At 71.2% G+C, this 24,631-nt stretch carries 20 protein-coding genes and 1 pseudogene; 13 read left to right on the top strand and 8 right to left on the bottom strand.

What is annotated here, in order from left to right; all coding sequences use genetic code 11:
- Nucleotides 1–13: 13 nt before the first annotated feature.
- Both ACFWXQ_RS12225 and rho read right to left on the bottom strand, forming a co-directional pair.
- Nucleotides 14–856: pseudogene (locus ACFWXQ_RS12225) on the bottom strand (D-alanyl-D-alanine carboxypeptidase family protein); the annotation flags it as partial.
- 125 nt (nucleotides 857–981) lie between these two features.
- Nucleotides 982–2,124 carry a transcription termination factor Rho gene (rho, locus tag ACFWXQ_RS12220; RefSeq protein ID WP_383953197.1) on the bottom strand — a complete coding sequence of 381 codons (1,143 nt, stop codon included), beginning with the start codon at nucleotides 2,122–2,124 and terminating at the stop codon, nucleotides 982–984.
- Between the two features lie 373 nt (nucleotides 2,125–2,497).
- On the opposite strand from rho, the gene ACFWXQ_RS12215 reads away from it, so the two are divergent.
- The 5 genes from ACFWXQ_RS12215 (at nucleotide 2,498) to ACFWXQ_RS12195 (ending at nucleotide 7,034) form a co-directional block, all read left to right on the top strand.
- Entirely contained in the window at nucleotides 2,498–3,709 is a 1,212-nt protein-coding gene (locus ACFWXQ_RS12215) for a flavin-dependent monooxygenase (RefSeq protein ID WP_383953199.1), read from the top strand.
- A gap of 80 nt (nucleotides 3,710–3,789) precedes the next feature.
- Nucleotides 3,790–5,052, top strand: a complete 1,263-nt coding sequence (locus ACFWXQ_RS12210) for a cytochrome P450 (RefSeq protein WP_383953209.1) — start codon at nucleotides 3,790–3,792, stop codon at nucleotides 5,050–5,052.
- 128 nt (nucleotides 5,053–5,180) lie between these two features.
- Nucleotides 5,181–5,522, top strand: coding sequence for a YciI family protein (locus ACFWXQ_RS12205; RefSeq protein WP_055616712.1), 342 nt, complete (start codon nucleotides 5,181–5,183; stop codon nucleotides 5,520–5,522).
- Nucleotides 5,519–6,793, top strand: a complete 1,275-nt coding sequence (locus ACFWXQ_RS12200) for an RNA polymerase sigma factor (RefSeq protein ID WP_383953201.1) — start codon at nucleotides 5,519–5,521, stop codon at nucleotides 6,791–6,793. The genes ACFWXQ_RS12205 and ACFWXQ_RS12200 overlap by 4 nt, the downstream gene beginning before the upstream one ends.
- Nucleotides 6,794–6,842: 49 nt before the next feature.
- Nucleotides 6,843–7,034: a hypothetical protein gene (locus ACFWXQ_RS12195; protein ID WP_383953203.1), complete on the top strand. Its 192-nt coding sequence runs from the start codon at nucleotides 6,843–6,845 to the stop codon at nucleotides 7,032–7,034.
- Between the two features lie 26 nt (nucleotides 7,035–7,060).
- Here ACFWXQ_RS12195 and ACFWXQ_RS12190 read toward each other — a convergent pair whose 3' ends face one another.
- Nucleotides 7,061–8,656 (bottom strand): alpha-amylase family glycosyl hydrolase, encoded by a 1,596-nt coding sequence (locus tag ACFWXQ_RS12190; RefSeq protein WP_383953205.1) that lies wholly within the window; start codon nucleotides 8,654–8,656, stop codon nucleotides 7,061–7,063.
- A gap of 163 nt (nucleotides 8,657–8,819) precedes the next feature.
- Here ACFWXQ_RS12190 and ACFWXQ_RS12185 point away from each other — a divergent pair, with 163 nt between their 5' ends.
- Nucleotides 8,820–9,557, top strand: a complete 738-nt coding sequence (locus ACFWXQ_RS12185) for a class I SAM-dependent methyltransferase (RefSeq protein ID WP_383953207.1) — start codon at nucleotides 8,820–8,822, stop codon at nucleotides 9,555–9,557.
- Between the two features lie 36 nt (nucleotides 9,558–9,593).
- Here the strand turns inward: ACFWXQ_RS12185 and ACFWXQ_RS12180 are convergent, their stop codons facing one another.
- Nucleotides 9,594–10,157, bottom strand: a complete 564-nt coding sequence (locus ACFWXQ_RS12180; RefSeq protein ID WP_384091887.1) for a hypothetical protein — start codon at nucleotides 10,155–10,157, stop codon at nucleotides 9,594–9,596.
- Between the two features lie 131 nt (nucleotides 10,158–10,288).
- Nucleotides 10,289–12,298 carry an amino acid permease gene (locus ACFWXQ_RS12175; RefSeq protein ID WP_383956514.1) on the bottom strand — a complete coding sequence of 670 codons (2,010 nt, stop codon included), beginning with the start codon at nucleotides 12,296–12,298 and terminating at the stop codon, nucleotides 10,289–10,291.
- A gap of 313 nt (nucleotides 12,299–12,611) precedes the next feature.
- Here ACFWXQ_RS12175 and ACFWXQ_RS12170 point away from each other — a divergent pair, with 313 nt between their 5' ends.
- From ACFWXQ_RS12170 to corA, 4 genes are all read left to right on the top strand, one after another.
- Entirely contained in the window at nucleotides 12,612–13,025 is a 414-nt protein-coding gene (locus ACFWXQ_RS12170) for a VOC family protein (protein WP_383956517.1), read from the top strand.
- A gap of 304 nt (nucleotides 13,026–13,329) precedes the next feature.
- Nucleotides 13,330–13,713 (top strand): SAV_915 family protein, encoded by a 384-nt coding sequence (locus tag ACFWXQ_RS12165; protein ID WP_383956520.1) that lies wholly within the window; start codon nucleotides 13,330–13,332, stop codon nucleotides 13,711–13,713.
- A gap of 19 nt (nucleotides 13,714–13,732) precedes the next feature.
- Nucleotides 13,733–15,067: a diaminopimelate decarboxylase gene (gene lysA / locus ACFWXQ_RS12160; protein WP_386268094.1), complete on the top strand. Its 1,335-nt coding sequence runs from the start codon at nucleotides 13,733–13,735 to the stop codon at nucleotides 15,065–15,067.
- 168 nt (nucleotides 15,068–15,235) lie between these two features.
- A complete protein-coding gene (gene corA / locus ACFWXQ_RS12155; protein ID WP_383948002.1) occupies nucleotides 15,236–16,318 on the top strand; it encodes a magnesium/cobalt transporter CorA in 1,083 nt (360 codons plus the stop codon).
- Nucleotides 16,319–16,360: 42 nt separating this feature from the next.
- On the opposite strand, the gene ACFWXQ_RS12150 is transcribed toward corA, so the two are convergent.
- On the bottom strand, nucleotides 16,361–17,182 hold the full coding sequence (locus ACFWXQ_RS12150; protein ID WP_383948005.1) for an alpha/beta fold hydrolase: 822 nt from the start codon (nucleotides 17,180–17,182) through the stop codon (nucleotides 16,361–16,363).
- Nucleotides 17,183–17,403: 221 nt separating this feature from the next.
- Nucleotides 17,404–19,476 (bottom strand): ATP-binding protein, encoded by a 2,073-nt coding sequence (locus ACFWXQ_RS12145; RefSeq protein WP_383948008.1) that lies wholly within the window; start codon nucleotides 19,474–19,476, stop codon nucleotides 17,404–17,406.
- 170 nt (nucleotides 19,477–19,646) lie between these two features.
- Between ACFWXQ_RS12145 and ACFWXQ_RS12140 the strand changes: the two genes are divergently transcribed.
- A complete protein-coding gene (locus tag ACFWXQ_RS12140) occupies nucleotides 19,647–20,534 on the top strand; it encodes an MEDS domain-containing protein (RefSeq protein ID WP_386268091.1) in 888 nt (295 codons plus the stop codon).
- Between the two features lie 26 nt (nucleotides 20,535–20,560).
- Complete coding sequence (locus tag ACFWXQ_RS12135; protein WP_383948017.1) at nucleotides 20,561–21,535, top strand: anti-sigma factor RsbA family regulatory protein; 975 nt, start codon at nucleotides 20,561–20,563, stop codon at nucleotides 21,533–21,535.
- Between the two features lie 42 nt (nucleotides 21,536–21,577).
- Here the strand turns inward: ACFWXQ_RS12135 and ACFWXQ_RS12130 are convergent, their stop codons facing one another.
- Nucleotides 21,578–22,156 (bottom strand): TetR/AcrR family transcriptional regulator, encoded by a 579-nt coding sequence (locus tag ACFWXQ_RS12130; RefSeq protein WP_383948020.1) that lies wholly within the window; start codon nucleotides 22,154–22,156, stop codon nucleotides 21,578–21,580.
- A 116-nt stretch (nucleotides 22,157–22,272) separates the two neighbouring features.
- Here ACFWXQ_RS12130 and ACFWXQ_RS12125 point away from each other — a divergent pair, with 116 nt between their 5' ends.
- Nucleotides 22,273–24,576 carry an MMPL family transporter gene (locus tag ACFWXQ_RS12125; protein WP_383948023.1) on the top strand — a complete coding sequence of 768 codons (2,304 nt, stop codon included), beginning with the start codon at nucleotides 22,273–22,275 and terminating at the stop codon, nucleotides 24,574–24,576.
- Nucleotides 24,577–24,631 lie beyond the last annotated feature (55 nt).

Genomic DNA, 24,631 nt, shown 5'->3' with positions numbered 1-24,631 from the left:
CGGCGACGAGCGTGTTGCCCGCCTGGGAGGTGTAGCCGTTCTTGACGCCGACGAGCCCTCGGTAGGGCGCGACCCCGTCGGCGCCGGTGAGCAGCCGGTTGGTGTTCTGGATCTCGAACGACCAGCCGTCGGCCGGGAACTTGGCGCGGACGGTGGCGGCGTACCGCGCGAAGTCCGCGTTGCGCAGCCCGGCGCGCCCGAAGACGGCAAGGTCGTACGCGGACGACACCTGGCCCGGCGTGTCGTATCCGTCGGGCGAGACGACCCGCGTGTCGTGGGCGCCCAGGGACCGGGCCTTGGCCTGCATCTGGGCGGCCGTGCTGCGCCAGCCGCCGTTCATCTCGGCCAGTACGTGCACGGCGTCGTTGCCGGAGTTCAGGAAGACGCCCCGCCACAGGTCGGCGGCGCTGTAGGTACGCCCCGCGGCGATGCCGACCCGGCTGCTGCCGGGGCCGACGCCGGCCAGTTCCTCCTCCGTGACGGTGTGCCGGACCGCTGCGGGCAGCACCGGCAGCACGGTCAGCGCGAAGAGGGTCTTCAACGTGCTGGCGGGCGGCAGCTTGAGGTGGGCGTTGTGTGCCGCGAGCACCTCGCCGCTCTCGGCGTCGGCCACCACCCACGACCGGGCGGAGACGTCCTGGGGCAGCTTGGGCGCCCCGGCCCGGGGCCGTACCTGCGTCCCGGGCCGGTCCAGCGTCGAGGGCCGCGCGGTGGCGGGTTTTGACGCGGAGACATGGGGAGTGGCCGGGGTGGCTCCGTCGTGGGCGGCGGCCGTTCTCGGCGCGAAGGCCAGCGCGCCCACCACACAGGCGGCGGAGCAGCAGACGGCCGCACGCGAAGGAAATCCGATTGTCATACCGCCAACCTAGGAACGCGCAGGTCGCATCCCCGGCTGCCCGGGCCGGGCGGCGGCATCGAGCACCCGGATGCCGCAGCGGCCGTGGTCCTGCCCGGTCCGGGGCGGCCCCGCGAGGTCCAGGTCTACTGGTCCGCGGGCACGGTCGGCTGGACCTGCCTCAGGAACGTCGCGTTGTCCGGGGTCCGGCGCAGCTTGTCCAGCAGCGTCTCAAGGCCGGCCTGCGCGTCCCCGCGGGAGAGCAGGGCGCGTCGCAGGCCTCGTACGGTCCCCAACTCGGCGGCCGGGACGAGGAGTTCCTCGCGGCGGGTGCCGGACGGGGTGATGTCGACGGCGGGGAAGATCCGGCGGGACGCGAGGTTGCGGTCCAGGCGGAGCTCCATGTTGCCGGTGCTCTTGAGCTCCTCGAAGTAGTAGTCGTCGGCGCGGGAGCCGGTCTCCACGAGGGCGGTGGCGATGATGGTGAGCGAGCCGGCCTCCTCGGTGAGGCGCGCGGCCCCGAAGAACCGCTTGGGCCCGTGCAGCGCGGCCGCGTCGACACCGCCGCTGAGGGTGCGGCCACTGGTGGCGGCCGCGTTGTTGTGCGCCCGGCACAGCCGGGTGAGCGAGTCGAGGAGGATCACGACGTCCTGGCCGGCCTCGACCAGCCGCTTGGCGCGCTCCACGGCCAGCTCGGCGAGCGCGATGTGCTGCTTGGGAGCCTGGTCGAAGGTGGAGGCGAGCACCTCACCCCGTACGGAACGGCGCATGTCGGTGACCTCCTCGGGCCGCTCGTCGAGGAGTACCACCATCAGATGCGCCTCGGGGTGGTTGCCGGCGACGGCAGCGGCCAGCTGCTGGAGCAGCACGGTCTTGCCGGTCTTGGGCGGGGCGACGATCAGACCGCGCTGGCCCTTGCCGATCGGCGCGACCAGGTCGATGAGGCGGGTGGTCGCACCGCCCGCCGGGTGTTCGAGCCGCAGCCGCTCGCGCGGGTGCAGCGGGGTCAGGTCATGGAAGTGCGGGCGGCCACGCAGTTGCGCTGCCGGCAGGCCGTTGACCCGCTGGACCTCGGTGAGGGCTCGCTGCTTGCCGCGTACGCCTTCGACGAGGTCGCCCTTGCGCAGTCCGTGTCGGCGGATCAGCGCGGCGGAGACCTGGAGGTCGGAGGGCCCGGGAAGCAGGCTCTGGGCCCGCAGGTGGCCCTGCCCGTTCGAGGTGATGTCGAGTACGCCGGTGGCCTGCTCCTGTGTGACGGGAGTGGGCGGGCGTTCGAGTGTGGTGGTCATGGTGGGTGTCCTTTCGCGGACGGTTCATGTGGTCATGAGGGATGGGGGAGAGGCCGGATCTGGGGCGGTATGGACACACCCCGGCGGCGGAGACATCACCTCTCGTGCCGCGCCACGCCGTGTACGGCGGACGCGAAGCCCGTGACCGGACACGGCGTAGGAGTCGCACGACTCGCACGCGTTGTGCCTGTACGAGGAGAGGTGGTGCGGAGAAGCTGCTTCGCCGGTCGGAAGGGACGGGCTGATCAGCTGGATGAGAGGTAGTTCAGCACCGGCGCCCCAGAAGGAGGCGTACACAAGTGCTGATGGCACTGTAGCACTACTCCCTCCGGCGGGGGCCGGACGGCCGGATCCCAGGGCGTTGACAGGGGAGATGCCTCGCGTCACGGTGGTCGGCATGGTCGATGCCGGGATCGTCGAACGCGTAAGGGAACTGCGGCCGTTGATCCGGCGGAACGCGCTTCGGGCCGAGCGGGAACGACGTGTGCCCGACGAGGTCGTCGCCGCGCTGACCGGCACCGGCATCCACCGGATGAACGTCCCGCGCCGCTACGGCGGTTACCAGACCCCGCTGCGCACACAGGTCGACGCCTTCGCGGAGATCGCCGTCGAGTGCGGCTCCACGGCGTGGATGACACTGAGTCAGGCGGGTGTCTCGTACATCGCGGCGCTCTTCCCCGACGAGGCGCAGGACGACTTCTTCACCGGCCCGAGCGGCCCCGACGCGAGGGTCGGCGGCACGCTCGTCCCCGGCGCCACGGCGGTGCCGTACGACGGGGGCTATCGGGTGGACGGCGCCTCGGCCTTCGCTACCGGCTGTCATCACGCGGACTGGCATCTGCTGACGGCCGCGGTCACGCCCGCCGACGGTTCGCCGCCGGAAGGGCCGCCCGAGATGGTCTGGGCCGCGGTGCCGATGTCCGAGCTGGAGATCCTGGACGACTGGCATGTCACAGGTCTCGCCGGTACTGGCAGCAACACCGTCGTGGCCCGGAACATTCCCGTCCCCGCCCATCGCGTGCTTCCGGTCGGCCCGATGCTCGCCGGACAGATCCCGTCGAAGGCCAACGCGGACGACCCCTTCTACCGCATGCCCGTGCTGCTGCTGTTCTGCGCCTGGGCCGCTCCGGTGGCACTGGGCCTGGCCCGGGCGGCGATGACGGAGTTCGGCGAGCGCATCCACCGGCGCGGCATCACGTACACCTTCCACGAGCGGCAGAACGAGGCCACCGTCACGCATCTCCAGGCGGCCGAGGCGCAGATGAGGATCTCCAGCGCCGAGCTGGTGGCGGCCCGGCTGACGGCCGAGATCGAGACCAAGGCCCGCGACGGCTCCCCGTACAGCCTGCCCGAGCGGGCCAGGATCCGGGCCGAGAGCGGCTATCTGACCCGCCTCTGCAAGGAGGCCGTCGATCTGCTCGCCTCCGCCTCCGGTGCCTCCTCGCTCCAGCAGGAGGTGCCCATGCAGCGCATCGCCCGTGACATCAACGCCCTGTCCCTGCACTCCTTCGTCAACCCGGCCACCAACCTGGAGATCTACGGCCGCGTCCTGTCGGGAGTCGACCCGGGCACCCCCTTCCTGTGACGGTCACAGGCGGTCACGGACGGCGGCGAGGGCGGCTCGCCGACGACAGTCAGGAGATTCGGTTGGACAGCACCCCTGCCATGAACACCGGGTTGGACACCCCCGCCACGCCACCGCACCGGATGGACCCCGCCGGCGGCTGCCCGCACGCCGACAACGCGCGCCTCCTCGCGCGCGGCGCCGTCGCGTCGGTCGTCCTGCCCGGCGGTGTGGAGGGCATGGCGGTCCTCGGGCACGAGGCGCTGAAGGAGTTCCTCGCCCACCCCGAAGTCGCCAAGGACGCAGGCCACTTCACCGCGCTGCGGGAGGGGCGGATAGCCAAGGGATGGCCCCTGACGACCTTCGCGACCGTACGAGGGATGACGACCGCGGACGGCGACGACCACCGTCGGCTGCGCTCACTGGTCAGCAAGGCGTTCACCGCCCGGCGGGTCGAGCAACTGCGGCCCAGAATCGAGGAGTTGACGGACCGTCTGCTCGACGGCCTGCACCGCGCGGCCGAACAGGGCGGGGGAGTGGCCGATCTGCGCGAGCACTTCGCGCTGCCGCTGCCGATGGGCGTCATCGGGGAACTGCTCGGGGTCGACGCCGAGTACCGCGACCGGCTGCACCACCTCTCCAACCAGGTCGTCGCCACCGACATCCGGCCCGAGACGGCCCTCGCCGCGAACAAGGAGCTGCTGGCCGTGCTGGGCGCGGTGGTCGCGGACCGCACCGAGCGGCCGGGCGACGACCTCACCAGCGCGCTGATCACCGCCCGCGACGAGGGCGGCGACCGGCTCACCCACGAGGAACTCATCGGCACCCTGGTACTGATGATCATCGCCGGGCACGAGACCACGCTGAACCTCATCACCAACGCCGTACGTGCCCTGTGCGGCCACCGGGACCAGCTGGAACGGGTCACGATCGGCGAGGCGAGCTGGTCGGACGTGGTCGAGGAGACCCTGCGCTGGGACGCGCCCGTCAGCTACTTCCCCTTCCGCTATCCGGTGCGGGACCTGACGGTCGACGGGACCGTGATTCCGCGGGGCACGCCCGTCCTCTCCGGCTACTCGGCCGCCGGGCGCGACCCGGCCGCGCACGGGCCCGACGCGGACCGCTTCGACGTCACCAGACCCGCCAGGCCCGGCACCACCCGCCATCTGTCCCTCGGCCACGGCGCCCACTACTGCCTCGGCGCCCCGCTGGCCCGTCTGGAGTCCACCATCGCCCTGGAGCGGCTGTTCACGCGCTTCCCCGGCCTCGACCTGGCTCTGCCCGAGGCGGACCTGGCCCGCCACTCCAGCTTCGTGGGCAACAGCGTCCGGGCACTTCCCGTACGGGTGCCACAGCGGGTGTGAAACGGGTGCAACCGAGGGTGTGAAGTCGGCTCGCCCGAATAATCATGGGGATGTGTCGATCCGGCGCCGGCCCGTTCGTCGGTGGGGTGCAGGGACCAGGAACAGAGGGAATCGAGGAGGACCGGATCATGAAGTACGTGATGTTCATCTGCACCCCCGTCGGCGGCGAGGAGCTCAGCCCCGAGGAGATCGCCGACGACCCCCGCTTCACCTCGTACATCGACGAGGTCCGCACCAGCGGCGTGGTGAAGGGCGGCGCGCGGCTGCGGCCGGCGACCGACGCCACCACCGTGCGCGTCCAGGGCGACGAAGTCCTGCTCAGCGACGGGCCGTTCGTGGAGTCCAAGGAGTATGTCGCCGGCTTCGACATCATCGAGGTCGCCGACCTCGACGAGGCCATCGCGCTGGCGTCCAGGCATCCCGCCGCGCTCGGCGGCGGTTCGGTGGAGGTGCGGCCGGTCTGGGAGTGAACGAGAACCAAGGCGCGGACGGCGTCGAGGAGGCCGTCGCCGCCGCCTTCCGAGAGGAATGGGGCCAGGTCGTCGCCACCCTGATCAGGGTGACCGGCGACTGGGACCTGGCCGAGGAGTGCGCGCAGGACGCCTTCGCCCAGGCCCTCGACCGGTGGCGGCGCGACGGAGTACCGCGCCGCCCCGGCGCCTGGCTGACCACGACCGCGCGCAACCGCGCCCTGGACGTGCTGCGCCGGGAGGCCGTGGGCGCGGCGAAACTGCGGGAGGCGGCTGTGCTGGCACGCGACGGGGGACCGTTCGACCCGCACGACCCGGACTTCGACAACGACAGCGGGGTGACGGACGACCGGCTGCGGCTGCTCTTCACCTGCTGCCACCCCGCGCTGCCCATCGAGGCCCGGGTCGCCCTGACCCTGCGCACCCTCGCGGGGCTCACCACGCCCGAGATCGCCCGCGCCTTCCTCGTCCCCGAGGCGACGATGGCGCAACGCCTCGTGCGCGCCAAGCGGAAGATCCGCAACGCCGGCATCCCGTACCGCGTACCGCCCGCGCATCTGCTGCCCGAGCGGACGACCGGCGTGCTGGGCGTGGTGTACCTGCTGTTCAACGAGGGGTACGCGGCCACGTCCGGCGCCGATCTCCTGCGGAGGAACCTTTGCGCGGAGGCCGTCCGGCTCGCCCGGGTGCTGGCCCGGCTCATGCCCGACGAGCCCGAGGTCCTCGGCCTGCTCGCGCTCCTCCTGCTGCACGACGCCCGGCGGAACACCCGCGTGGACGCGGCCGGTGACCTGGTCACCCTGGAGGACCAGGACCGTACGGCCTGGGACCGGGCCGAGGCCGACGAGGGCGCCGCCCTGCTGGAGACGGCGCTGCGCCGGGGGCGGCCGGGGCCGTACCAGATCCAGGCCGCCATCGCGGCCTGCCATGTCACCGCCGCCACCGCCGAGGAGACGGACTGGGCCGACATCGCCGCGCTGTACGGAGAGCTGGCTCGCCACGTGCCGTCCGATGTCGTCCGGCTGAACCGCGCGGTGGCCGTCGGCATGTCCGAGAGCTCCGAAGCCGGCCTGGCCCTGGTGGCGGAACTGGAGAAGGCGGGCGATCTGGCCGGCTACCACCTGCTGCCCGCCACCCGAGCGGACCTCCTGCGGCGCACGGGACGCATGGCGGAAGCGGCCGAGGCGTACGAGCAGGCACTGGAGCTGGTGGAGAACGACGCCGAGCGGCGATTCCTGGAAAAGCGCCTCGCGGAGTGTCGATCGGCGTAGGAGCGGTTCGTCGGTGGGGTGAAAGCACCCGACGACACCGGAGGCTCCGATGACCGCCACCGACCCCACCACGCCCGCCGCCCCCGTCCGGCGCGCCGACAAGCTCCTTGCCCTGCTGTCGCCGCGGCGCCGGCAGCCCGTGCCCCACGCGGCGAAACCACCGGCCGATCACAGCACGGGCGGCGACGGGCGTGACAGCGGCCCGGACGCCTGGCTCGCGGGCCTCCGGCTGGGGAGCTGAGCCATGGCCCTGTTCTGACGGCCGGACTACCCGGTCACGTCGAAGATCCCGAACCCGAAGCCCTGAGCCGTGACGGTGTCGCCGTCGATCGCGACACCGGACGACTCCAGGGCTCGGCCGGGCCGCACGCCGTCGAGGCGGTAACTCGCTTGCCCCTGCTGGGGGTTGACGACCACGAGATACCGTCCGCCGCGCACGTACACGAACGGGTATCCGGCGTGCAGGATCTCGACCGAGCCGCCCGACCCGAGTTCCGGGGTCGTCGTGCGGAGGGCGATGAGACGGCGTACGAGATGGAGGAGGGACCTGTCGTCGGCGCGCTGGGCGGCGACGGTGGGGCGGTCGGGGGCCGGGTCGACCGGCAGGTAGGGGTGGTCGGACGTCGAGAAGCCCGCGTTGGGGCCGTCGTCCCACTGCATGGGAGTGCGGGAACCCGCCCGGTTGTAGCGCGGGCCGAGCACGCTGCCCTCGGTGTCGGGGAGGTCCGGGACGTAGCGCATACCGATCTCGTCGCCGTAGTAGATGGCCGGGAGCGTGGGCCAGGTGAGCTGGAAGGCGAAGGCGGCGGGGAGCTGTTCGGCCGTACGGGGGCCGCAGTTGAGGCGGGAGAAGTCGTGGTTGGCGGTGGGCAGGGAGATGAAGCCGCTGCTGCCCAGGGCGGACGAGGCCCGCTGCCAGGCCTCGACGAAGGGGCGGGGCGAGCCCTGGCCGCTCGGGTCGAAGAAGCAGTCGAGCGGGTCCCAGGTGTCATTGACGGTGCCGGTGCCGTTGCTCCACAGCGAGCGCAGCGCCAGGCCGTCGGTGGGGCCGCCGAAGTGGAGGAAGAAGTCCGTGTGGAACCCCGCCGGAACCGACACCTCGGGCTCGCCCCACTCCGAGAGCAGCACCGCGTCCGGGTGCGTACGGTCCAGCCAGTGGCGCAACTCCGTCCAGATCCCGCTCGTCCCGGCCTTGTCCGGGTCGTCCTTGACGAGCGAGGCGGCCATGTCGACGCGGAAGCCCGAGAGGCCGAGGCTCAGCCAGTGGTCCATGATCGTGCGCAGGGCCTCACGGTTGGCGCGCGGCCCCTCCGCGTCCACCGGCTGCCGCCACGGTTCGGCCGGACTCTCGCGCGCGTAACCGAAGTTGAGAGCGGGCTGGAAGTCGAAGAAGTTGGGTAGATACGCGCCCGACCGACTGCCCGGCGAGGCCACGAACCCCTCCGGCGTGCCCCCTGACCGTCCCTCCGGCGCCCAGATGTAGCGATGGTCGTCCGGATCGTTCGCCGAGGCCCTGAACCACGGGTGCTCGGCGGAGGTGTGCCCGGCGACCAGGTCGAGGAGCACCCGGATGCCTCGGCGGCCGGCCAGGTCGACGAGCTTCGCCAGGTCGTCGTTGGATCCGTAGCGCGGAGCCACGTTCAGATAGTCGGCGACGTCGTACCCGGCGTCCCCGAACGGCGAGACGAAGCACGGGTTCAGCCAGACCGTGTTCACCCCCAGCCACTCCAGATGGTCAAGACGCTCGGCGACGCCGTCGAAGTCACCGATCCCATCGCCGTTCGAGTCCGCGAACGACTGCGGATAGATCTGGTAGAACACGGCATCGGCCAGCCAGGCCGGCGCGGGACGGAAGGAGTTCATAGATCGAGAGTGACAGCGCGACCGAGGCCTGGGGAAGACCACGCCATGGCCAGAGCCTGGGCGGGAGGCGCGCCCCGAAGGGGCGCGGGGAACTGCGCGCCCAGCCACAACGAACCCGCAGACAAATCACGGCACCCCAGTGGAACGCCTACGCTGAACAGCCATGTTCACCCCGCAAGGCCCCACGTTCCGCGAACTCGCCGTACAGGCACTGTCGTCCGTCGAGCACGGCTACGACCTGCTCGCACCGAAGTTCGACCACACCCCCTTCCGTACGCCGGACTCGGTACTGCGATCCGTCGCACGGGCACTCAGAAGGATCGGCCCGTTCCAGCGAGGACTGGACCTGTGCTGCGGCACCGGCGCGGGCATGGACGTGCTGCGGACGGTGTGCCGGGAGCAGGTCACCGGCGTCGACATCAGCACCGGCATGCTCGCCGTGGCCCGGGAAAGGGCGGCACGTCCCGGCGGGCCGCCGACCGCCTGGGTACGCGGTGACGCCCGCGCCCTCCCGTTCGGGCCGGCCTTCGACCTGGTGGTGAGCTTCGGGGCGTTCGGGCACTTCCTGCCCGGGGAACTGCCGGGGCTGTTCGCGCAGGTCCACTCGGTGCTCCGGCCCGGCGGGCGGTTCGCCTTCCCGATCGGGGCCCCCGCCCGCCCCGGCTCACGCGGCTACTGGGCCCTGCTCGGCTTCGACGCGGCGATGCGCGTACGGAACGCCGTGTGGCGGCCCCCGTTCGTCATGTACTACCGGGACTTCCGCCTCGACGACGTACGACGGGAACTCGCCCGCGCCGGTTTCTCGGTGGAGCTGTACGCCCTCCCCGAGTTCGGGCGCAGGAGTGACGGGAGCCCCCGCTGCCGGATGGTGGTGGCGACGAAGCCGGGGAGTGCGGAGTAGCTGCGCTCGAAGCGCTCGAAGCGCTCGAAGCGGCGGCTACTCGAGACCGGAGATCCGGAACACCGTCCGAGCCGTCTCCCGGTCGAGCCGTTCCGACAGGCGGCGCAGCTCCGTCGTGCCGCAGACGAGCGAGCCGCCCGCCGCCGAGGCCCGCGCGCCCTCGTCCAGGAGCCGCCACAGCGCGGGGTTGGCGGCCAGGACCCGGGGATCGAACTCGACGCGTCCGCCGAACTCGTCGCGCAGGACGAGGCGTTGGGCCACTCCGTCCGAGCGGCACACCGCCACGAGCCGGTCCGTGCACACGGACCGGTGTCCGAAGAGGCCCTGGCACACGAGCTCGCCCTCGCACGCGGACACGCGGGCGGGCAGCAGCACGGCGAACAGGGCGAAGGCCAGCGTCGCCCACAGCAGGAACCGCAACGCTGTGAGGTGTCCCGAACCCGCGTCGCACACCAGCAGCAGCCCCAGCATCAGCGCGGCACAGCCCACGGCCGAGCGCGCCTCGCCCGCCCACGCGCGGTCGTGCACCCATGTGCCGTCGTCGTACGCCGGCACATCGGGGAAACGGCCGGACGCGGGCCCCTCGATACGTCGAGACATGGCGGCGACGGTAGGCACGCGCGTCACGCGGTGGGAGCGACTTGATGCTTCGCTGACTCTCCGGCCGGTGAAATTGACGCGTGTCGTACGGCGCCCGTCCGGAATGCAACCACCCGTCACCCTTCGTAGTCTCATTTCGTGGGTGCCGGCTCGCCGCGGCGGACCGAGCCCGGTGCCCGGGGGGTGGGACGGTCGGCGTGTGCCGAGGAGCTCAGCTGCCAGGGCACGCTGATGACCATCACGCCGGGCGTGAACAGCAGACGGCTCTTCAGCCAGAGGGCGGACTGGTTGTGCAGCAGGTTCTCCCACCAGTGACCGACGACGTACTCGGGGATGAACACCGCCACGACGTCCCGCGGGCTCTCCCGCCGCAGTGAGCGCACATAGCCGACCACCGGCCGGGTCACTTCGCGGTAGGGCGAGTCGATGACCTTGAGGGGCACGTCGATGCCGTACTCCTCCCAGCGTTCCCGCAGCGCGAGGGCCTCGTCGCGGTCCACCGACACCGTCAGCGCCTCCAGCCGGTCGGGCCGGAAGGCACGCGCGTACGACAGTGCACGCAGTGTCGGCTTGTGCAGTGTCGAGACCAGCACGATGCCCAACACCCGTGAGGGCGGGACGAGTTCCTCGCGCGGGTCCGTCACGGCGAGCTCCGCGGCGGTGGCGTCGTAGTGCCTGCGGATGCCCCGCATCATCACCCAGAGCACGATCGCTGCGAGCACCGCCAGCCATGCGCCCTCCAGGAACTTCGTGGCGAGCACGATCACCAGGACGAGGCCGGTGACCACCGCGCCCAGCGCGTTGATCAGCCGCGCCGAGTGGTGGCGTCGGCGCGATGCCGGGTCGGTCGTGGTGCGCAGCTCACGGTTCCAGTGCCGGACCATGCCCGTCTGCGACAGCGTGAACGAGGTGAACACGCCCAGGATGTAGAGGTGGATGAGGTTCGTGACGTTCGCCCGGAAGCCCCACAGCAGCAGACCGGCGACGACCGCGAGGGCCACGATGCCGTTGGAGAAGGCGAGCCGGTCGCCGCGGTTGTGCAGCTGACGCGGCAGATAGCGGTGCTGGGCGAGGATCGAGGAGAGCAGCGGGAAGCCGTTGAACGCGGTGTTCGCGGCAAGGACCAGCACCAGCGCGGTGGCCGCCTGGATGAAGTAGAAACCGACACTGTTCTCACCGCCGAACACCGCGGCCGCGATCTGTGCGATGACCGTGCGCTGCGTATGGCTCTCGCAGTTGCCGTCCAGGCCGGTGAGCCGGCAGGAGTCCTCGGTGATGCGCACCTTGGAGACGATCGCGAGCGTCGTGACACCGACGAACATGACGATCGCGATGGCCCCCATCGCCACCATCGTGGCGGCCGCGTTCCGCGACTTGGGTTTGCGGAACGCCGGTACGCCGTTGGAGATCGCCTCCACACCCGTCAGCGCCGTACAGCCGGACGAGAAGGCCCGCAGCACCAGCATCAGCAGCGCCAGCCCGGCGAGATGCGCGTCCCCGGGCTCCGGTGTCACTCCGTATTTCGCGCTCTCGGCGACCGGCGCGTCACCGAGCAGATAGCGGACCAGACCGGTCCCCACCATGATCAGTACGCCGCCGATGAACAGGTACGTCGGCGCCGCGAAGGCATTTCCCGACTCGCGGGTGCCGCGCAGGTTCATGGCGGTCAGGACCGCCACGAAGGCCAGCGCCAACGGGACGCGGTAGTCGGCCAGTTGGGGGATCGCCGAGATGATGTTGTCGACCCCCGAGGCGACGGAGACGGCCACCGTCATCACGTAGTCGACGAGCAGCGAGGCCGCCACCACCAGACCGGCCGACGGGCCGAGATTCGTGGAGACCACCTCGTACGAGCCGCCGCCACTCGGGTAGGCGTACACCACCTGGCGGTACGAGAGCACCACCACCGTCATCAGCGACACGACCGCCACCGCGATCCACGGTGTGAAGTGCAGATACGCGAGCCCGCCGAGGGTGAGCACGAGGAGGATCTCCTGCGTCGCGTACGCCACCGACGACAGTGGGTCGGAGGCGAAGATCGGCAGGGCGAGCCGTTTGGGCAGCAGCGTCTCCTGGAGCTCTTCACTGCGCCTGGCCCTGCCGATCACCAGGCGTTTCAGCAGACCCGTCACGTTGAACACGGCGCGAGCGTATGCGCGGGAGCGGCCCGAATCCGGGGAGCCCTGCCCGGCAGGGTGTCAGGACGGCGTCAGGTGCGGCGAGATCCGTACGGATGGCGTAAGAGGCAGGCCCGGGACACTCCGGACAGCCCGAACCGTCCCTGTCGATCGCCCGGGCCCGGGTGCCTCCTGACCGAAAATGCGCCCTGCGCGGCGAGGCCCCCCACGGTTCACCTGTCCTTCGTGCGCTCCCCATCAGCTACGACGGGCCGTTGTCAGTGGCCCGCGCTAGTCTGCGCAGATCCGATCGTTTGGCCCATTCTGGGAGGTTTTCATGGCCTCGCGCCTCAACCCCTACATCAGCTTCGACGGTGACGCCCGGCAGGCGTTGGAGTTCTACAAGGAGGTCCTGGGCGGCACACTGGCGCTCAACACCTTCGGGGAGTCCGGTATGGCGGACAGCCCCGAAGCGGACCAGATCATGCACGGCATGCTGGAGACCCCGAGCGGCTTCACGCTGATGGCCGCCGACACCCCGCCGGGCATGAAGTACACCCCGGGCGGCAACTTCTCGGTGAGCCTCAGCGGTGACGACGACGCCGAGCTGCGCGGCTACTGGGAGAAGCTGTCCGCCGGCGGCACGGTGGCCGTCCCACTCGAGAAGCAGATGTGGGGAGACGTGTTCGGCATGTGTACGGACCGGTTCGGCATCCCCTGGATGGTCAACATCACCGAGACACAGGCCTGAGCCGGCCACCCGCAGGAAACCGGGCCCGGACGCCCGCCCCAGGTCCCGCCGACGCGACGGTCGGCGGGACCTCGCCGTTTCCGTCTGCTCCCGGGATCTTCTCGTCCCCCAGGCATCCCCGCGTCCCCTCGCGTCAGCGTCCCGTCAGTCCGTGGCGGTTCCCCGTCAGCATCGCGTCATGAAGCGCGTCGGCGGCCCAGGGAGCCGGGGGAAGCGGGCATACCTTCGTGGCACGCCCCGGGTTCGCCTCCCCGCGCCGGGGCGCCATCACGCTCCACCACCCGGATCCTCCAGGAGGCATCCCATGACAGACCTTGTGTGCGCCGAAGACCCCGAGCCCTCAGAACGGTTCCCGGCCGGACCCCTGTACGTACCCGTCCGGCCGGGACCAGCAGGATGCTCGACCCGGCTGTTCCGCACACCCCTCGGAGCCCGGACCGCCGTCGGCTTCACCAGCAGGGAGCTCCTGACCGCCACCCTCGGCGACGGGCAGGCCTGGATCCGCCTCGCCGAGCCCGTACTCCGCGCCCTCACCGAACCCCTCGGCGTCACCACGGTCACCGTGGACCCCCAGTTCTCCGCACCCCCGGCCGGTGCCGCACCCCGCGCATGGGATCCGCGGGCCGCCGAGGTGCCGCGCGCGAGCGGGGCGACCACCCGCGCCGTACGGGCCGTACGGACCTTCTGAGGCCGGAAAGGGAACCGCGATGACCACAGTGCACGAGCCCGCCGTCACCACCCGCGCCGACGACCTGTCGGTGTGGCCCGCCTCCACCGCCCGCCAGGACCGGGGAGACCTCGCCGTCGGCGGCGTACCCCTCACCGAGATCGCCGACCGCTTCGGCACGCCCGTCTACGTACTCGACGAGAGCGAGGTGCGCGCACGCTGCCGCACCTACCGGGACGCCTTTCCCGAGGCCGAAGTCCTCTACGCCGCCAAGGCGTTCCTGTGCCGTGCCATGGCCCACTGGGTCGAGGAGGAGGGGCTCGGCCTGGACGTGTGCTCCGCCGGTGAGCTGGAACTCGCCGTCACCACCGGCTTCCCGCCCGAGCGGATCGTGCTGCACGGCAACGCCAAGTCGCCGCACGACCTGGAGACCGCGCTGCGGCTGGGCGTCGGACGCATCGTGATCGACAGCCCGTCGGAGATCGCGCGGCTCGCGGCGGCGGTCGGCACCGGTGGACACCAGAGGGTGATGGTGCGGGTCGTCCCCGGTATCAGCGCGGGCGGCCACGAGAAGATCCGAACGGGCACGGACGACCAGAAGTTCGGCCTGACCCTCACCGACGGCTACGCCCAGCACGCCATCGCCCGCATCCTCGACCAGCCCCAACTGGAACTCACCGGCCTGCACTGCCACCTGGGCTCGCAGATCACCACCGTCAAGCCGTATCTCGCGGCCGTACGACGCATGGTCGGGCTGATGGCCCGTCTGCGCGACGCCCACGGTGTCGTACTGCCCGAACTGGACCTGGGCGGCGGTCACGGCATCGCCTACCGGCCGGGGGAGGAGGCACTCGACCTCACCACGCTGGCCCGCAAGGTGCGCGCCGAACTCGTCGAGAGCTGCGCCGCCGCCAGGCTGCCGGTGCCGCGGCTGCTCATCGAGCCCGGGCGCGCCATCGCCGGACCGGCGGGCCTCGCCCTCTATCACGTGCTCGCGGTGAAGCGGACCGCCGACCACATCTTCGTGGCCGTCGACGGCGGGATGAGCGACAACCCGCGCCCCGCGCTGTACGGAGTGCGGTACGCGCCCCGGCTGATCGGACGCCACTCCACCGCGGAGCCGACGCCGGTGACCGTGGTCGGCCGGCACTGTGAGGCGGGCGACATCCTCGCCTCCGACGTCCGGCTGCCCGGTGACGTACACCCGGGCGACCTGCTGGCCGTGCCGGTCGCCGGTGCCTATCACCTCTCCATGGCCTCGGGATACAACCTGGTCGGACGCCCGCCCGTGGTGGCCGTCGACCGCGGTCACGCCCGGCTTCTCGTCCGCCGGGAGTCGCTGGAGGACATCCGCAGCCGGGACGTCGGCCTGTAGACGGGGACGCACCTCCGGGCGGCGGGCGAGGACCCACCTCCGGGCGAGTCACGGCCCGGCCTCGCCCGGAGGTGTTCACCCCGGTCAGCGGCCCGGTGACCCATACGCGGAGCGAACGGAATTCGGTGGCACACTGACCCGGTCACCGAAGGAGACCGACCCGTGCCCATGATCAGCAACCTGAGCAGAGCGGTGCGCCGCGCGTACCGCCGTACCGTCGACCTCAGCCATCCCGCCCGTTCCCCGCTCGGCAGCGCGGTGGTGAACTGCGTGGTCTACCGCGAGGGCGGACGGCAGCCCGGCGACTGGGCACCGGCCGAGGCGATCCGGCGGGCCCGCAGGGGCAGGGGCGGCTTCGTCTGGATCGGGCTGCATGAGCCCACGGACGAGGAGTTCGCGGGCCTCGCCAAACTCTTCGGCCTCCATCCGCTGGCCGTCGAGGACGCCGTGCACGCCCATCAGCGGCCCAAGGTGGAGCGGTACGACGACACGCTGTTCGCCGTCTTCAAGACCGTGCGCTACGTCGAGCACGAGCAGCTCACAGCCACGAGCGAGGTGGTGGACACCGGCGAGCTGATGGTCTTCATCGGCCGCGACTTCGTGATCACCATCCGGCACGGCAGCCACGGCTCCCTGGGCCCGCTCCGCGAAGCCCTGGAGAGCCTGCCGGACCAGCTTGCGAAGGGCCCTTCCGCCGTCCTGCACGCCATCGCGGATCATGTGGTCGACGATTACCTTGAGGTCACGGACGCCGTACAGAACGACATAGAGGCCGTCGAGACCGCCGTCTTCGCCGAGCACGCCGCGCGTGGCGACGCCGGCCAGATCTACCAGCTCAAGCGGGAACTACTGGAGCTCAAACGAGCGGTGGTCCCGTTGGCCCGGCCCCTGCAAATACTCGCCCACGAGCCGCCGGCGGCCCTCTCCCCGGACATCCAGCCGTACTTCCGTGACGTCGCCGACCATCTCGCCCGTGTCACCGAGCAGATCAACGCCTTTGACGGGCTGCTCGACTCGATCCTCCAGGCCCACCTCGCGCAGGTCACGGTCGCCCAGAACGAGGACATGCGCAAGATCACGGCCTGGGCCGCCATCGTCGCCGTCCCCACCATGATCTGCGGTGTGTACGGCATGAACTTCGACCACATGCCCGAACTGCGCTGGACGTACGGCTACCCGCTGGTCCTCTGTGTCATCGCCACCCTCTGCTTCGCCATCCACCGGGGCTTCAGGCGCAACGGCTGGCTGTGAGCCGGGGCTGCGGGGCCCGCCCCGGCTCCCGACGACCGTGCTTCAGCTCCTGATGAAGTCGAGCAGGTCCGCGTTGAAGGCCTTCTCGTACTCGCCGACGAGGCCGTGCGGGGCGCCCGGGTACACCTTCAGGGTGGCGTCCTTGACGAGCTGCGCCGTCTTGGGGGCGGCCGCCACGATCGGCACGATCTGGTCGTCGTCACCGTGCGCGACCAGCGTGGGTACGTCGATGCGCCCCAGGTCCTCGGTGAAGTCCGTCTCGGAGAACTGCTCGATGCAGTCGTACGCGGCCTTCAGCCCGACCTGCATGCTCCACAGCCAGAACGAGCGGCGCATGCCCTCCGACACCGTGGCACCGGGCCGGTTGAAGCCGAAGAAGGCCTCGCTGAAGTTCCAGTAGAACTGCGAGCGGTCCCCCGCGACGCCGAGCCGGAGGCCGTCGAAGACCTCCCGCGGGGTGCCCTCGGGGTTGGCGTCCGTCTTGAGCATCAGCGGTGGTACCGCTCCCAGCAGCACGACCTTGGCGACCCGCGCGGTGCCGTGGCGCCCGATGTAGCGGGCCACCTCGCCGCCGCCGGTCGAGTGGCCTACCAGGACCGCGTCCTTGAGTCCGAGATCGTCGAGGAGCTCGGCCAGGTCGTCCGCGTACTGGTCCATGTGGTTGCCCTGCCACGGCTGCCCGGAGCGGCCGTGGCCCCGACGGTCGTGGGCGACGGCACGGAAGCCGTTGTCGGCGACCAGCCGGGCCTGTCCGTCCCACGCGTCCGCGTTGAGGGGCCAGCCGTGACTGAAGACGACCGGCTGCCCGGTGCCCCAGTCCTTGTAGAAGATCTCGGTTCCGTCGCTGGTGGTGAAGGTTCCCATGGGGGTGCCTTTCCTTTCGAACATTCTGGATTTCTGCAGGTGGCCCCTTGTCGATGGTGAGCGCGTGGGCCCGATTCGGCATCTCGGCAATCTCCGTGTGCCCGGATTGTGGCCGTCTCGGACATGCCTTCGACGTTAGACCCGCACGGCACACTTGCCATCCGTCGGGTGACGGCATTCTCGGGCCGGTGCCGTTCTGAGGCCCAGAAGTCCGGCGTCGCTCAGAGGTCCGGTTCGTCGAGTGCGCCGTCCAGTGCGAGCCGGATCGCCGCCTCCGGGCTCAACTCCCGTCCCTCGCGCACCGCTTCGGTGAAGACGCCCTCGCCGAGGGCCTTGCGGAGGTGGCGTGCGTACTCCCGGCGGAAGACGGTCGTCCCGGTGTCGCCGAGCTGGGGGAGCCCGGCGGCGTGCCAGAGGCGTGTGCCCATGCCCAGGAGGCGGGCGGCGCGTTCGGGCTCGCCGCGGGAGGCCTCCGCGGCGACCAGGAGGTCGGCGACGGCCGCGGCGCCCAGCCGGTCGTGGACGCGCCACTTGGCGGCCAGGGCCTCGCGGGCGGAGACCAGCGCTTCGTGCGGCCGTCCGAGCCCGATCCCGGCGAGGGCGACGAAGAAGTCGCCCCAGGCCCTCATCCACAGTTCACCGCGCTTCGCGCAGTCGGCGCGCAGCCGCTCGGCCACCGCCGCGCACCGCTCGAACGCGCCCTGGCCTGCCAGGAGATACGCCTGCAGCGCCAGTGTGAGGAGCTGGAAGAACTCCGCTCCGCCCCCGCCGCCCGGCCCCTGCGTGCTGCTGCCGTACAGCAGCGCGGACCGCGCGGACTCGCCGCGCACCGCGAGACTCGCCCCGGTCAACGGCAGTGCGGGAACGGGCAGTTGACGTTCCTCGGCGACCCATACGTACGCCGCGCTCACCGACTCGGCGGCGTCCAGGTCGTCCGGCACCACGGTGACCAGGCGGTGTGCCCAGGTCGCCAGCGTGTGCTCGGGGCCACCGTCGTGCGCCCGCCGCAGCGCGCGCTCCAGATGGCCGCGGCCCTCCTCGGCGAAACCGCAGGCGAACCAGAAGTACCAGAGCGTGCCCGCGAGTTCGAGTGCCGTCTCGGGCTCCGGCGCCGCCAGGCACTCCTCCAGCGCGACCCGCAGGTTGGCGTGCTCCACACGCAGCCGCTCGGCCCACATCCGCTGGCCCGGGCCCAGCCACTCGGCCTGGCCCTGGCGCGCGATCCAGCGGAAGTAGTCACGGTGACGGTCGCGTACGGTGTCCTGCTCGCCGAGGCCTTCGAGCCACTCGGCGCCGAAGGTGCGGACCGTGTCGAGCATGCGGTAGCGCCCGGCCACACCGTCGCCCTCGCGTGTCACGATCGACTTCTCGGTGAGCGACGCGAGCAGCGCGAGTATCTCCTCGGCGTCCAACGGGCCCCCGTGGCACACGAATTCGGCCGCCTCCACGTCCCAGCCGCCCGCGAACACCGAGAGGCGGGCCCACAGCAGCCGCTCCAGCGGAGTACACAGTTCGTGGCTCCAGCCGATCGCCGTACGCAGTGTCTGGTGCCGGGCGAGCCGCGGCCGGGCGGGGGAGACGAGCAGGTCGAACCGCGAGTCGAGGCCCTCCAGGAGCCGGTCGAGGGGAAAGCCGCGCAGTCGTACCGCGGCCAGTTCCAGGGCCAGCGGGATCCCGTCGAGACGGGCGCAGACCGCCGCCACGTCCGGCCGGTTGGTGTCGGTCAGCGTGAACGACGGCACGGCGGCCGCGGCGCGGGCCGCGAACAGCGCCACCGCGTCGGCGCGTTCACCGAGCGGCAGCGGCGTCACGGACAGCAGATGCTCACCGGCTACGCCCAGTGGCTGCCGGCTGGTGGCCAGAACCCGTAACTCCGGTACGTGCGCGAGGAGTTCGTGGACGACACGCGCGCACTCGTCCAGTACGTGCTCGCAGGTGTCCAGGACGAGCAGCAGCGGCCCGTCGTCGAGATGCTCGCAGACGGCCTCCAGGAGCGGGCGCAGCGTCTGCTCGGTCAGCCGGGTCGCCTCGGCCAGGGTGTTCGTGAGGAGTTCGGGGTTCTTGAGGTCGGAGAGTTCGACCAGCCACACTCCGCCGGGGAAGGAGGCCCGCACGGTGTGCGCGGCCCGCAGTGCCAGCCGTGACTTGCCGACTCCGCCGGGGCCGGTGAGGGTGACGAGCCGTGCGGTCCCCAACAGGGCTGATATTTCGGCCAGTTCGGATCTGCGGCCGATGAAGGCGTTGGACTCGGCGGGGAGATTGCCGGTCCTGCCGTTGCGTACCGAGGCCACCATCGCTCCCCCTCACCCGACCGATGGCGGTCACCCTAACGCCCGGGAACGCCCGTGTCCGACCTCTGTCCGGGTGACCGGTATTCGGGCCCTCGTCCTCACGCCGAGGCTGTATTGGGCGTAGCGTGGATGCGATCCGGCACGCCGAGCGGCGACCTTGGGAGGTGCGGGGGATGGACACCGTGCCCGCACCGAAACCAGTCGGGGAGATGCGCGCCGGGGACCATCTGCTCCTGGGCTACGAAGCGGACGAGGAGCGCGAGACCGTGGTCGCCGCGTTCCTCCTGGACGGGCTGGCCAGTGGCCACCGCGGGCTGTTGCTGGGCCCGGCCGATCTGCCGGCCGACCTCGCCCTCACCTTCCTGGAGTCCCGCGGTTGCGCGGTCGACGACGAACTCGCCGCCGGACGGCTGACCGTGGACCCGCACCTCGCGACCCCCGACGGTCTGTGGGACCTCGACGAGGTGATCCGCCGCGAGACGCGGCGCGCGGTCGGCGACGGCTATCTGGGCCTGCGCGTCAGCATGGAGGTCATGCGCGGCCAGGCGGGCAAGGGTCTCAAGACGCTGCACGACAGTGAACTCCTCCTCGAACCCGTCTTCGCGTCCCTGCCGGTGCTCGGCATCTGCCAGTACGACCGCCGTGTCTTCGACGAGGGGGAACTGGCCCCTCTCGACGGCCTGCACCACGGCCGGGTCGCCGCCGACCTCGTCTGGCACGACGAACTGCTCTCCATCACCCGCACCTTCGCCCCGCCCGGTCTCGCGCTCGCCGGAGAGGTCGACGACACGAACGTGACCGCCCTGGCCCGCGCCCTGCACGCCGAGACGGCCCGTGCCCGCGCCCGCCCGGTGAACGGGGTGCGCATCCGCATCGACCTGCGCGACCTGCGCTTCATCGACGTCGGTGCGCTGCGCCTGCTGGTCTTCGCGGGCGGCGCCCTGTCCGCGTCAGGCGGCACCCTCGTCCTGCACGGCGTCGCCCCGCACATCCAGCGGCTGATGCGGGTCACCGGCTGGGACCGCGTTCCCGGACTGCTCGTGGAGCAAGCGCACTTGTAAGAGGACTTGGCGGAAGGAGCGGCGCAGTGGGCCGTACGCGGTTCGTCCACCAGGCGCTTTGCTACGGCTCGGACCACGAGTTCCTCGAAGGGACGCTCACCTTCGCCCGCGACGGCGTGGACGCCGGCGACACGGTCCTCGTCGTCGTCTCGTCCCACAACATCGGCCTTCTCGGCGAGGCGCTCGGCCACCGCTCCGACGATGTCGAGTTCGTCGAGGCGAACGACTGGTACGGCAGTCCGTCCCGCACCCTGGGCCGCTACAGCGCCTACTGCGCCGCGCAGGACACGGACGCGACCGGACGCCCGCGCAGGGTTCGCGTCATCGGCGAGCCCGTCTGGTCGGACCGTACGGCCTTCGAGGTCCGGGAGTGGATGCGCTACGAATCCCTGCTCAACACCGCCTTCGCGGGCACCGGCCACTGGATCCTCTGCCCGTACGACACCCGTGCCCTGCCGGTCGGCATCATCCGCTCGGCGGTCCGCACGCATCCCGAACTCGCCCTGGGACCAAGGCAGTCGGCGCACTGCGGCCGCTATGCCGACCCGGTCGACTTCTACGCCGAGTGCGACACGACCAGGCCGCCGACGCTCCCCGCGGGACGCGACGACGTTCCCTTCGCGCGGGGCCGGTCGGCGCGTGTGCGGCGCGCGGTCTCCGCGTACGCCCGTGGCCTGGCGCTACCCGAGCAGCTGACGCACGACATGGTGGCCGCGGTGCACGAGGCGGTGGTCAACTCCGTGCGCCACGGCGGCGGTCGGGGCGTCCTGCGGCTGCGCAGCGACTCCGACCACGTGATCTGCGAGATCTCCGACACCGGCACAACGGCTGTGCCACCGCCCACGCCACCGCCGTTCCCGGGGCATCTGCCACCCGACCCGCGTGCCGCGAACGGCCACGGGATGTGGGTGGTACGGCAGTTGAGCGACCTGGCCACCGAGACGCTGGACCCCTCGGGCTCCGTCGTACGCCTGTACTTCAGGAGGAGCGCCGCCCTGTGACGGGTGCGGGACCGCCGCCCTGGGGCACACCTCTCGGGGCCGTCAGATCTGTGGCCCCGCCGGCAGTGTCGCGAGGCCGGCGCGCAGGAAGGCCATCGCCGCCTCGATGTCGGCCTCCTGGGGCCGGTGGCACACCTCGGAGACCACCGCTGCCGCCGCGGCCGCCGCCATGCGCGGGCCGAAGTCGTCGGGATCGGTGCCCTGTTCCTCGGCGAGGATGCGGGCGCCCTCCTGGATGACCTCCGCCAGACGGGCCCCGGCGACCGCGCGCAGTTGCGGATTGAGTTCGAGCATGGTGTCGGCGAGGTCGTCCAACTCGCCCCTGCTGGAGATCTCGTCGCGCAGCCATTGCTCCAGCGCGTCCAGGATCGTCCAGTCCTCCTCCCGCCTGCGCAGCGCGCTGCCGAGCCGGACCGAGAAGGCGTCGAAATCCGACAGCGCCAGCTCCAGCTTGGACGGGAAATACAGCGTGACCGTGCGGGGCGACACCTCCGCCGCCGCGGCGATGTCGGCGATCGTCGTGGCCTCGAATCCACGGTCGGCGAACAGCTTGTAGGCCGCCCGGAGGATCGCCTCCCTGCGCCGCGCCTTGCTCCGTTCCCGTAGACCCTCACTCGTCATGACCGCACTTTACCATCCATTGCTAATTTACAGCCGACTGTAAAAATGCGTTAGGGTGTAGCAATGTCGCGGTCCGATCGGGGAGCCGCGGCGTGGACGAGGGAAGGAACACGGGCATGGCGTCACGCCTGTACATCTGGGGGCAATGGGCGGTGCGCCGCCGTGGCCGGGTCATGGCGGTCTGGCTGCTGCTGCTCGCCGTGGTCGGCGGCCTCGGGATCACCCTGCACGGCAAGGTGACCAATGAGTTCTCCGTGCCGGGGATCGAGTCCCAGAAGGCACAGGACCTGCTGGAGGAGAAGTTCCCGACGGCCGCGGGCGGGGTGGCCCGCGTGGTGTTCGCCGCTCCCGAGAACGGCACGCTCACCGAGCCCAAGGCCGAGTCGGCCGTCGCCGCGAGCCTCAAGAAGGCCGCCGACGTGCCGGGCGTCGTGAACGTCTCCGACCCGGCCAGGACCGGGACCGTCTCCGAGAGCCGGCGGATCGGCTACGCGGACGTCCTGTTCCGTCAGTCGGCCGACTCGGTGCCCGAGACGTCGAAGGACGCCCTGTCGGAGGCGATGGCCCAGGCCCGGGACGCCGGCCTCGAGGTCGAGTTCGGCGGGTCGGCCATGCAGCCGAAGACCGAGGTCGGCGGGCCCGCGGAGATCGTGGGCGTGATGATCGCCTTCGCCGTCCTGGCCCTCGCCCTCGGTTCACTGGTCGCGGCCGGACTTCCGCTGCTGACCGCTGTCGTGGGGGTGGCGATCGGGGTGCTCGGCGTCCAGTTCGTCTCCCGCTTCGTGGAGATGACCAGCACCGCCACCGTGCTCGCCCTCATGATCGGCCTCGCGGTCGGCATCGACTACGCCCTGTTCATCATCTCCCGCCATCGTGAGCAACTGGCCGATCCGGACACGGACGTCGAGGACTCGATAGCGCGGGCCGTGGCCACCGCGGGCAGCGCGGTCGTCTTCGCCGGCGCGACCGTGATCATCGCGCTGGCCGCGCTGGCGGTCACCGGCATCCCGTTCCTCACGATCATGGGTCTGGCCGCCGCCGTGACGGTCCTGCTCGCCGTACTCATCGCGATCACTCTGGTGCCCGCGGTACTGGGCTTGTTCGGCGAGCGACTGCGCCCGCGTGCCCGCCGCACCGAGCGCACCAAGGACACCGAGAGCACCGAGAGGGCCAAAGACACCGAGCGCACCGAGCGTGCCGCCGGGTCCTGGGGTCTGGCCTGGGCCCGCATCGTCACCCGCAAGCCGCTGATCGTCCTCCTCGTGGGTGTGATCGGGATGCTCGCACTCGCCCTGCCCGCCCGCGACCTGCGCCTGGGACTGCCCAGCTACGCCTCACAGCCGTCCGACAGCACCCAGCACAAGAGCTACGACCTGCTGAGCGAGGGCTTCGGGCCCGGCTTCAACGCCACTCTCACCGCCGTCGTCGACACCAGCGGCATACCCGCCGCCGAGCGCACCGCTACGGTGACCGACCTGCGTACGACCCTGGCCCGCGAGTCCGGCGTGGCCGCCGTCGCCCCGCCCGTGACCAACCCCGACTCCACCCTCGCCGTCGTCGCGGTGGTGCCCAAGACCGGCCCGGACGCCCAGGCCACGACCGATCTGGTGCACCAGCTGCGGGACAACGCGCCCGGCATCGCCAAGGCGGGCGGCACCCTCTACATCGCGGGCGCCACTGCCGCCGCCATCGATGTCGCGGGCAAACTCTCCGACGCTCTGCCCCTGTTCATCGCCATCATCGTGATCCTGGCGCTGATCCTGCTGACCGTCGCCTTCCGCTCGCTCCTGGTGCCTGTCAAGGCTGCCCTCGGATTCCTGCTGTCGGTCGCCGCGGCCCTGGGCGCCACAGTCTGGGTCTTCCAGAACGGCCATCTGAACGGCGTCCTCGACATCCCGTCGGCAGGACCGGTCACCAGCTTCCTGCCGGTGCTCCTGATCGGTGTCCTCTTCGGGCTGGCCATGGACTACGAGGTGTTCCTCGTCAGCCGTATGCGAGAGCACTACGAACACACGGGCAGCGCTTCCGAGGCCATCACCCACGGCGTGGCGCGCAGCGGCCGGGTGGTCAGCGCCGCCGCGCTGATCATGGTCGCGGTGTTCGGAGGGTTCGTCTTCAACCACGACCCGATCATCAAGTCCATAGGCTTTGCGCTTGCGTTCGGTGTCTTCATCGACGCCTTCGTGGTCCGCATGACCCTCGTCCCGGCCGCCATGGCCCTGCTCGGCCGCCGCGCCTGGGGCCTGCCCGGCCGGCTCGACCGCATCACCCCCGACGTCGACATCGAGGGCGCCAAACTCCCACAGCGCGCTACGAAGACGCGGGGCGGCGAAGACCACGAGGACCGCGAAGGCCGCGAGAGCGGCACAGACGGCTCGGAGGGCGAAGCCCGCGAGGAGCGCGAAGTCGCCGTGCGCTGAGCCGAAGGCGATGAGACAACCAGCCGAGCCCGCCCGGGAGCCGAGGCGTGACGAA

It is taken from the genome of Streptomyces sp. NPDC058697, assembly GCF_042715345.1.
Taxonomy (GTDB): domain Bacteria; phylum Actinomycetota; class Actinomycetes; order Streptomycetales; family Streptomycetaceae; genus Streptomyces; species Streptomyces liliifuscus.
This window is presented reverse-complemented; position numbering and strand designations above follow the sequence as displayed.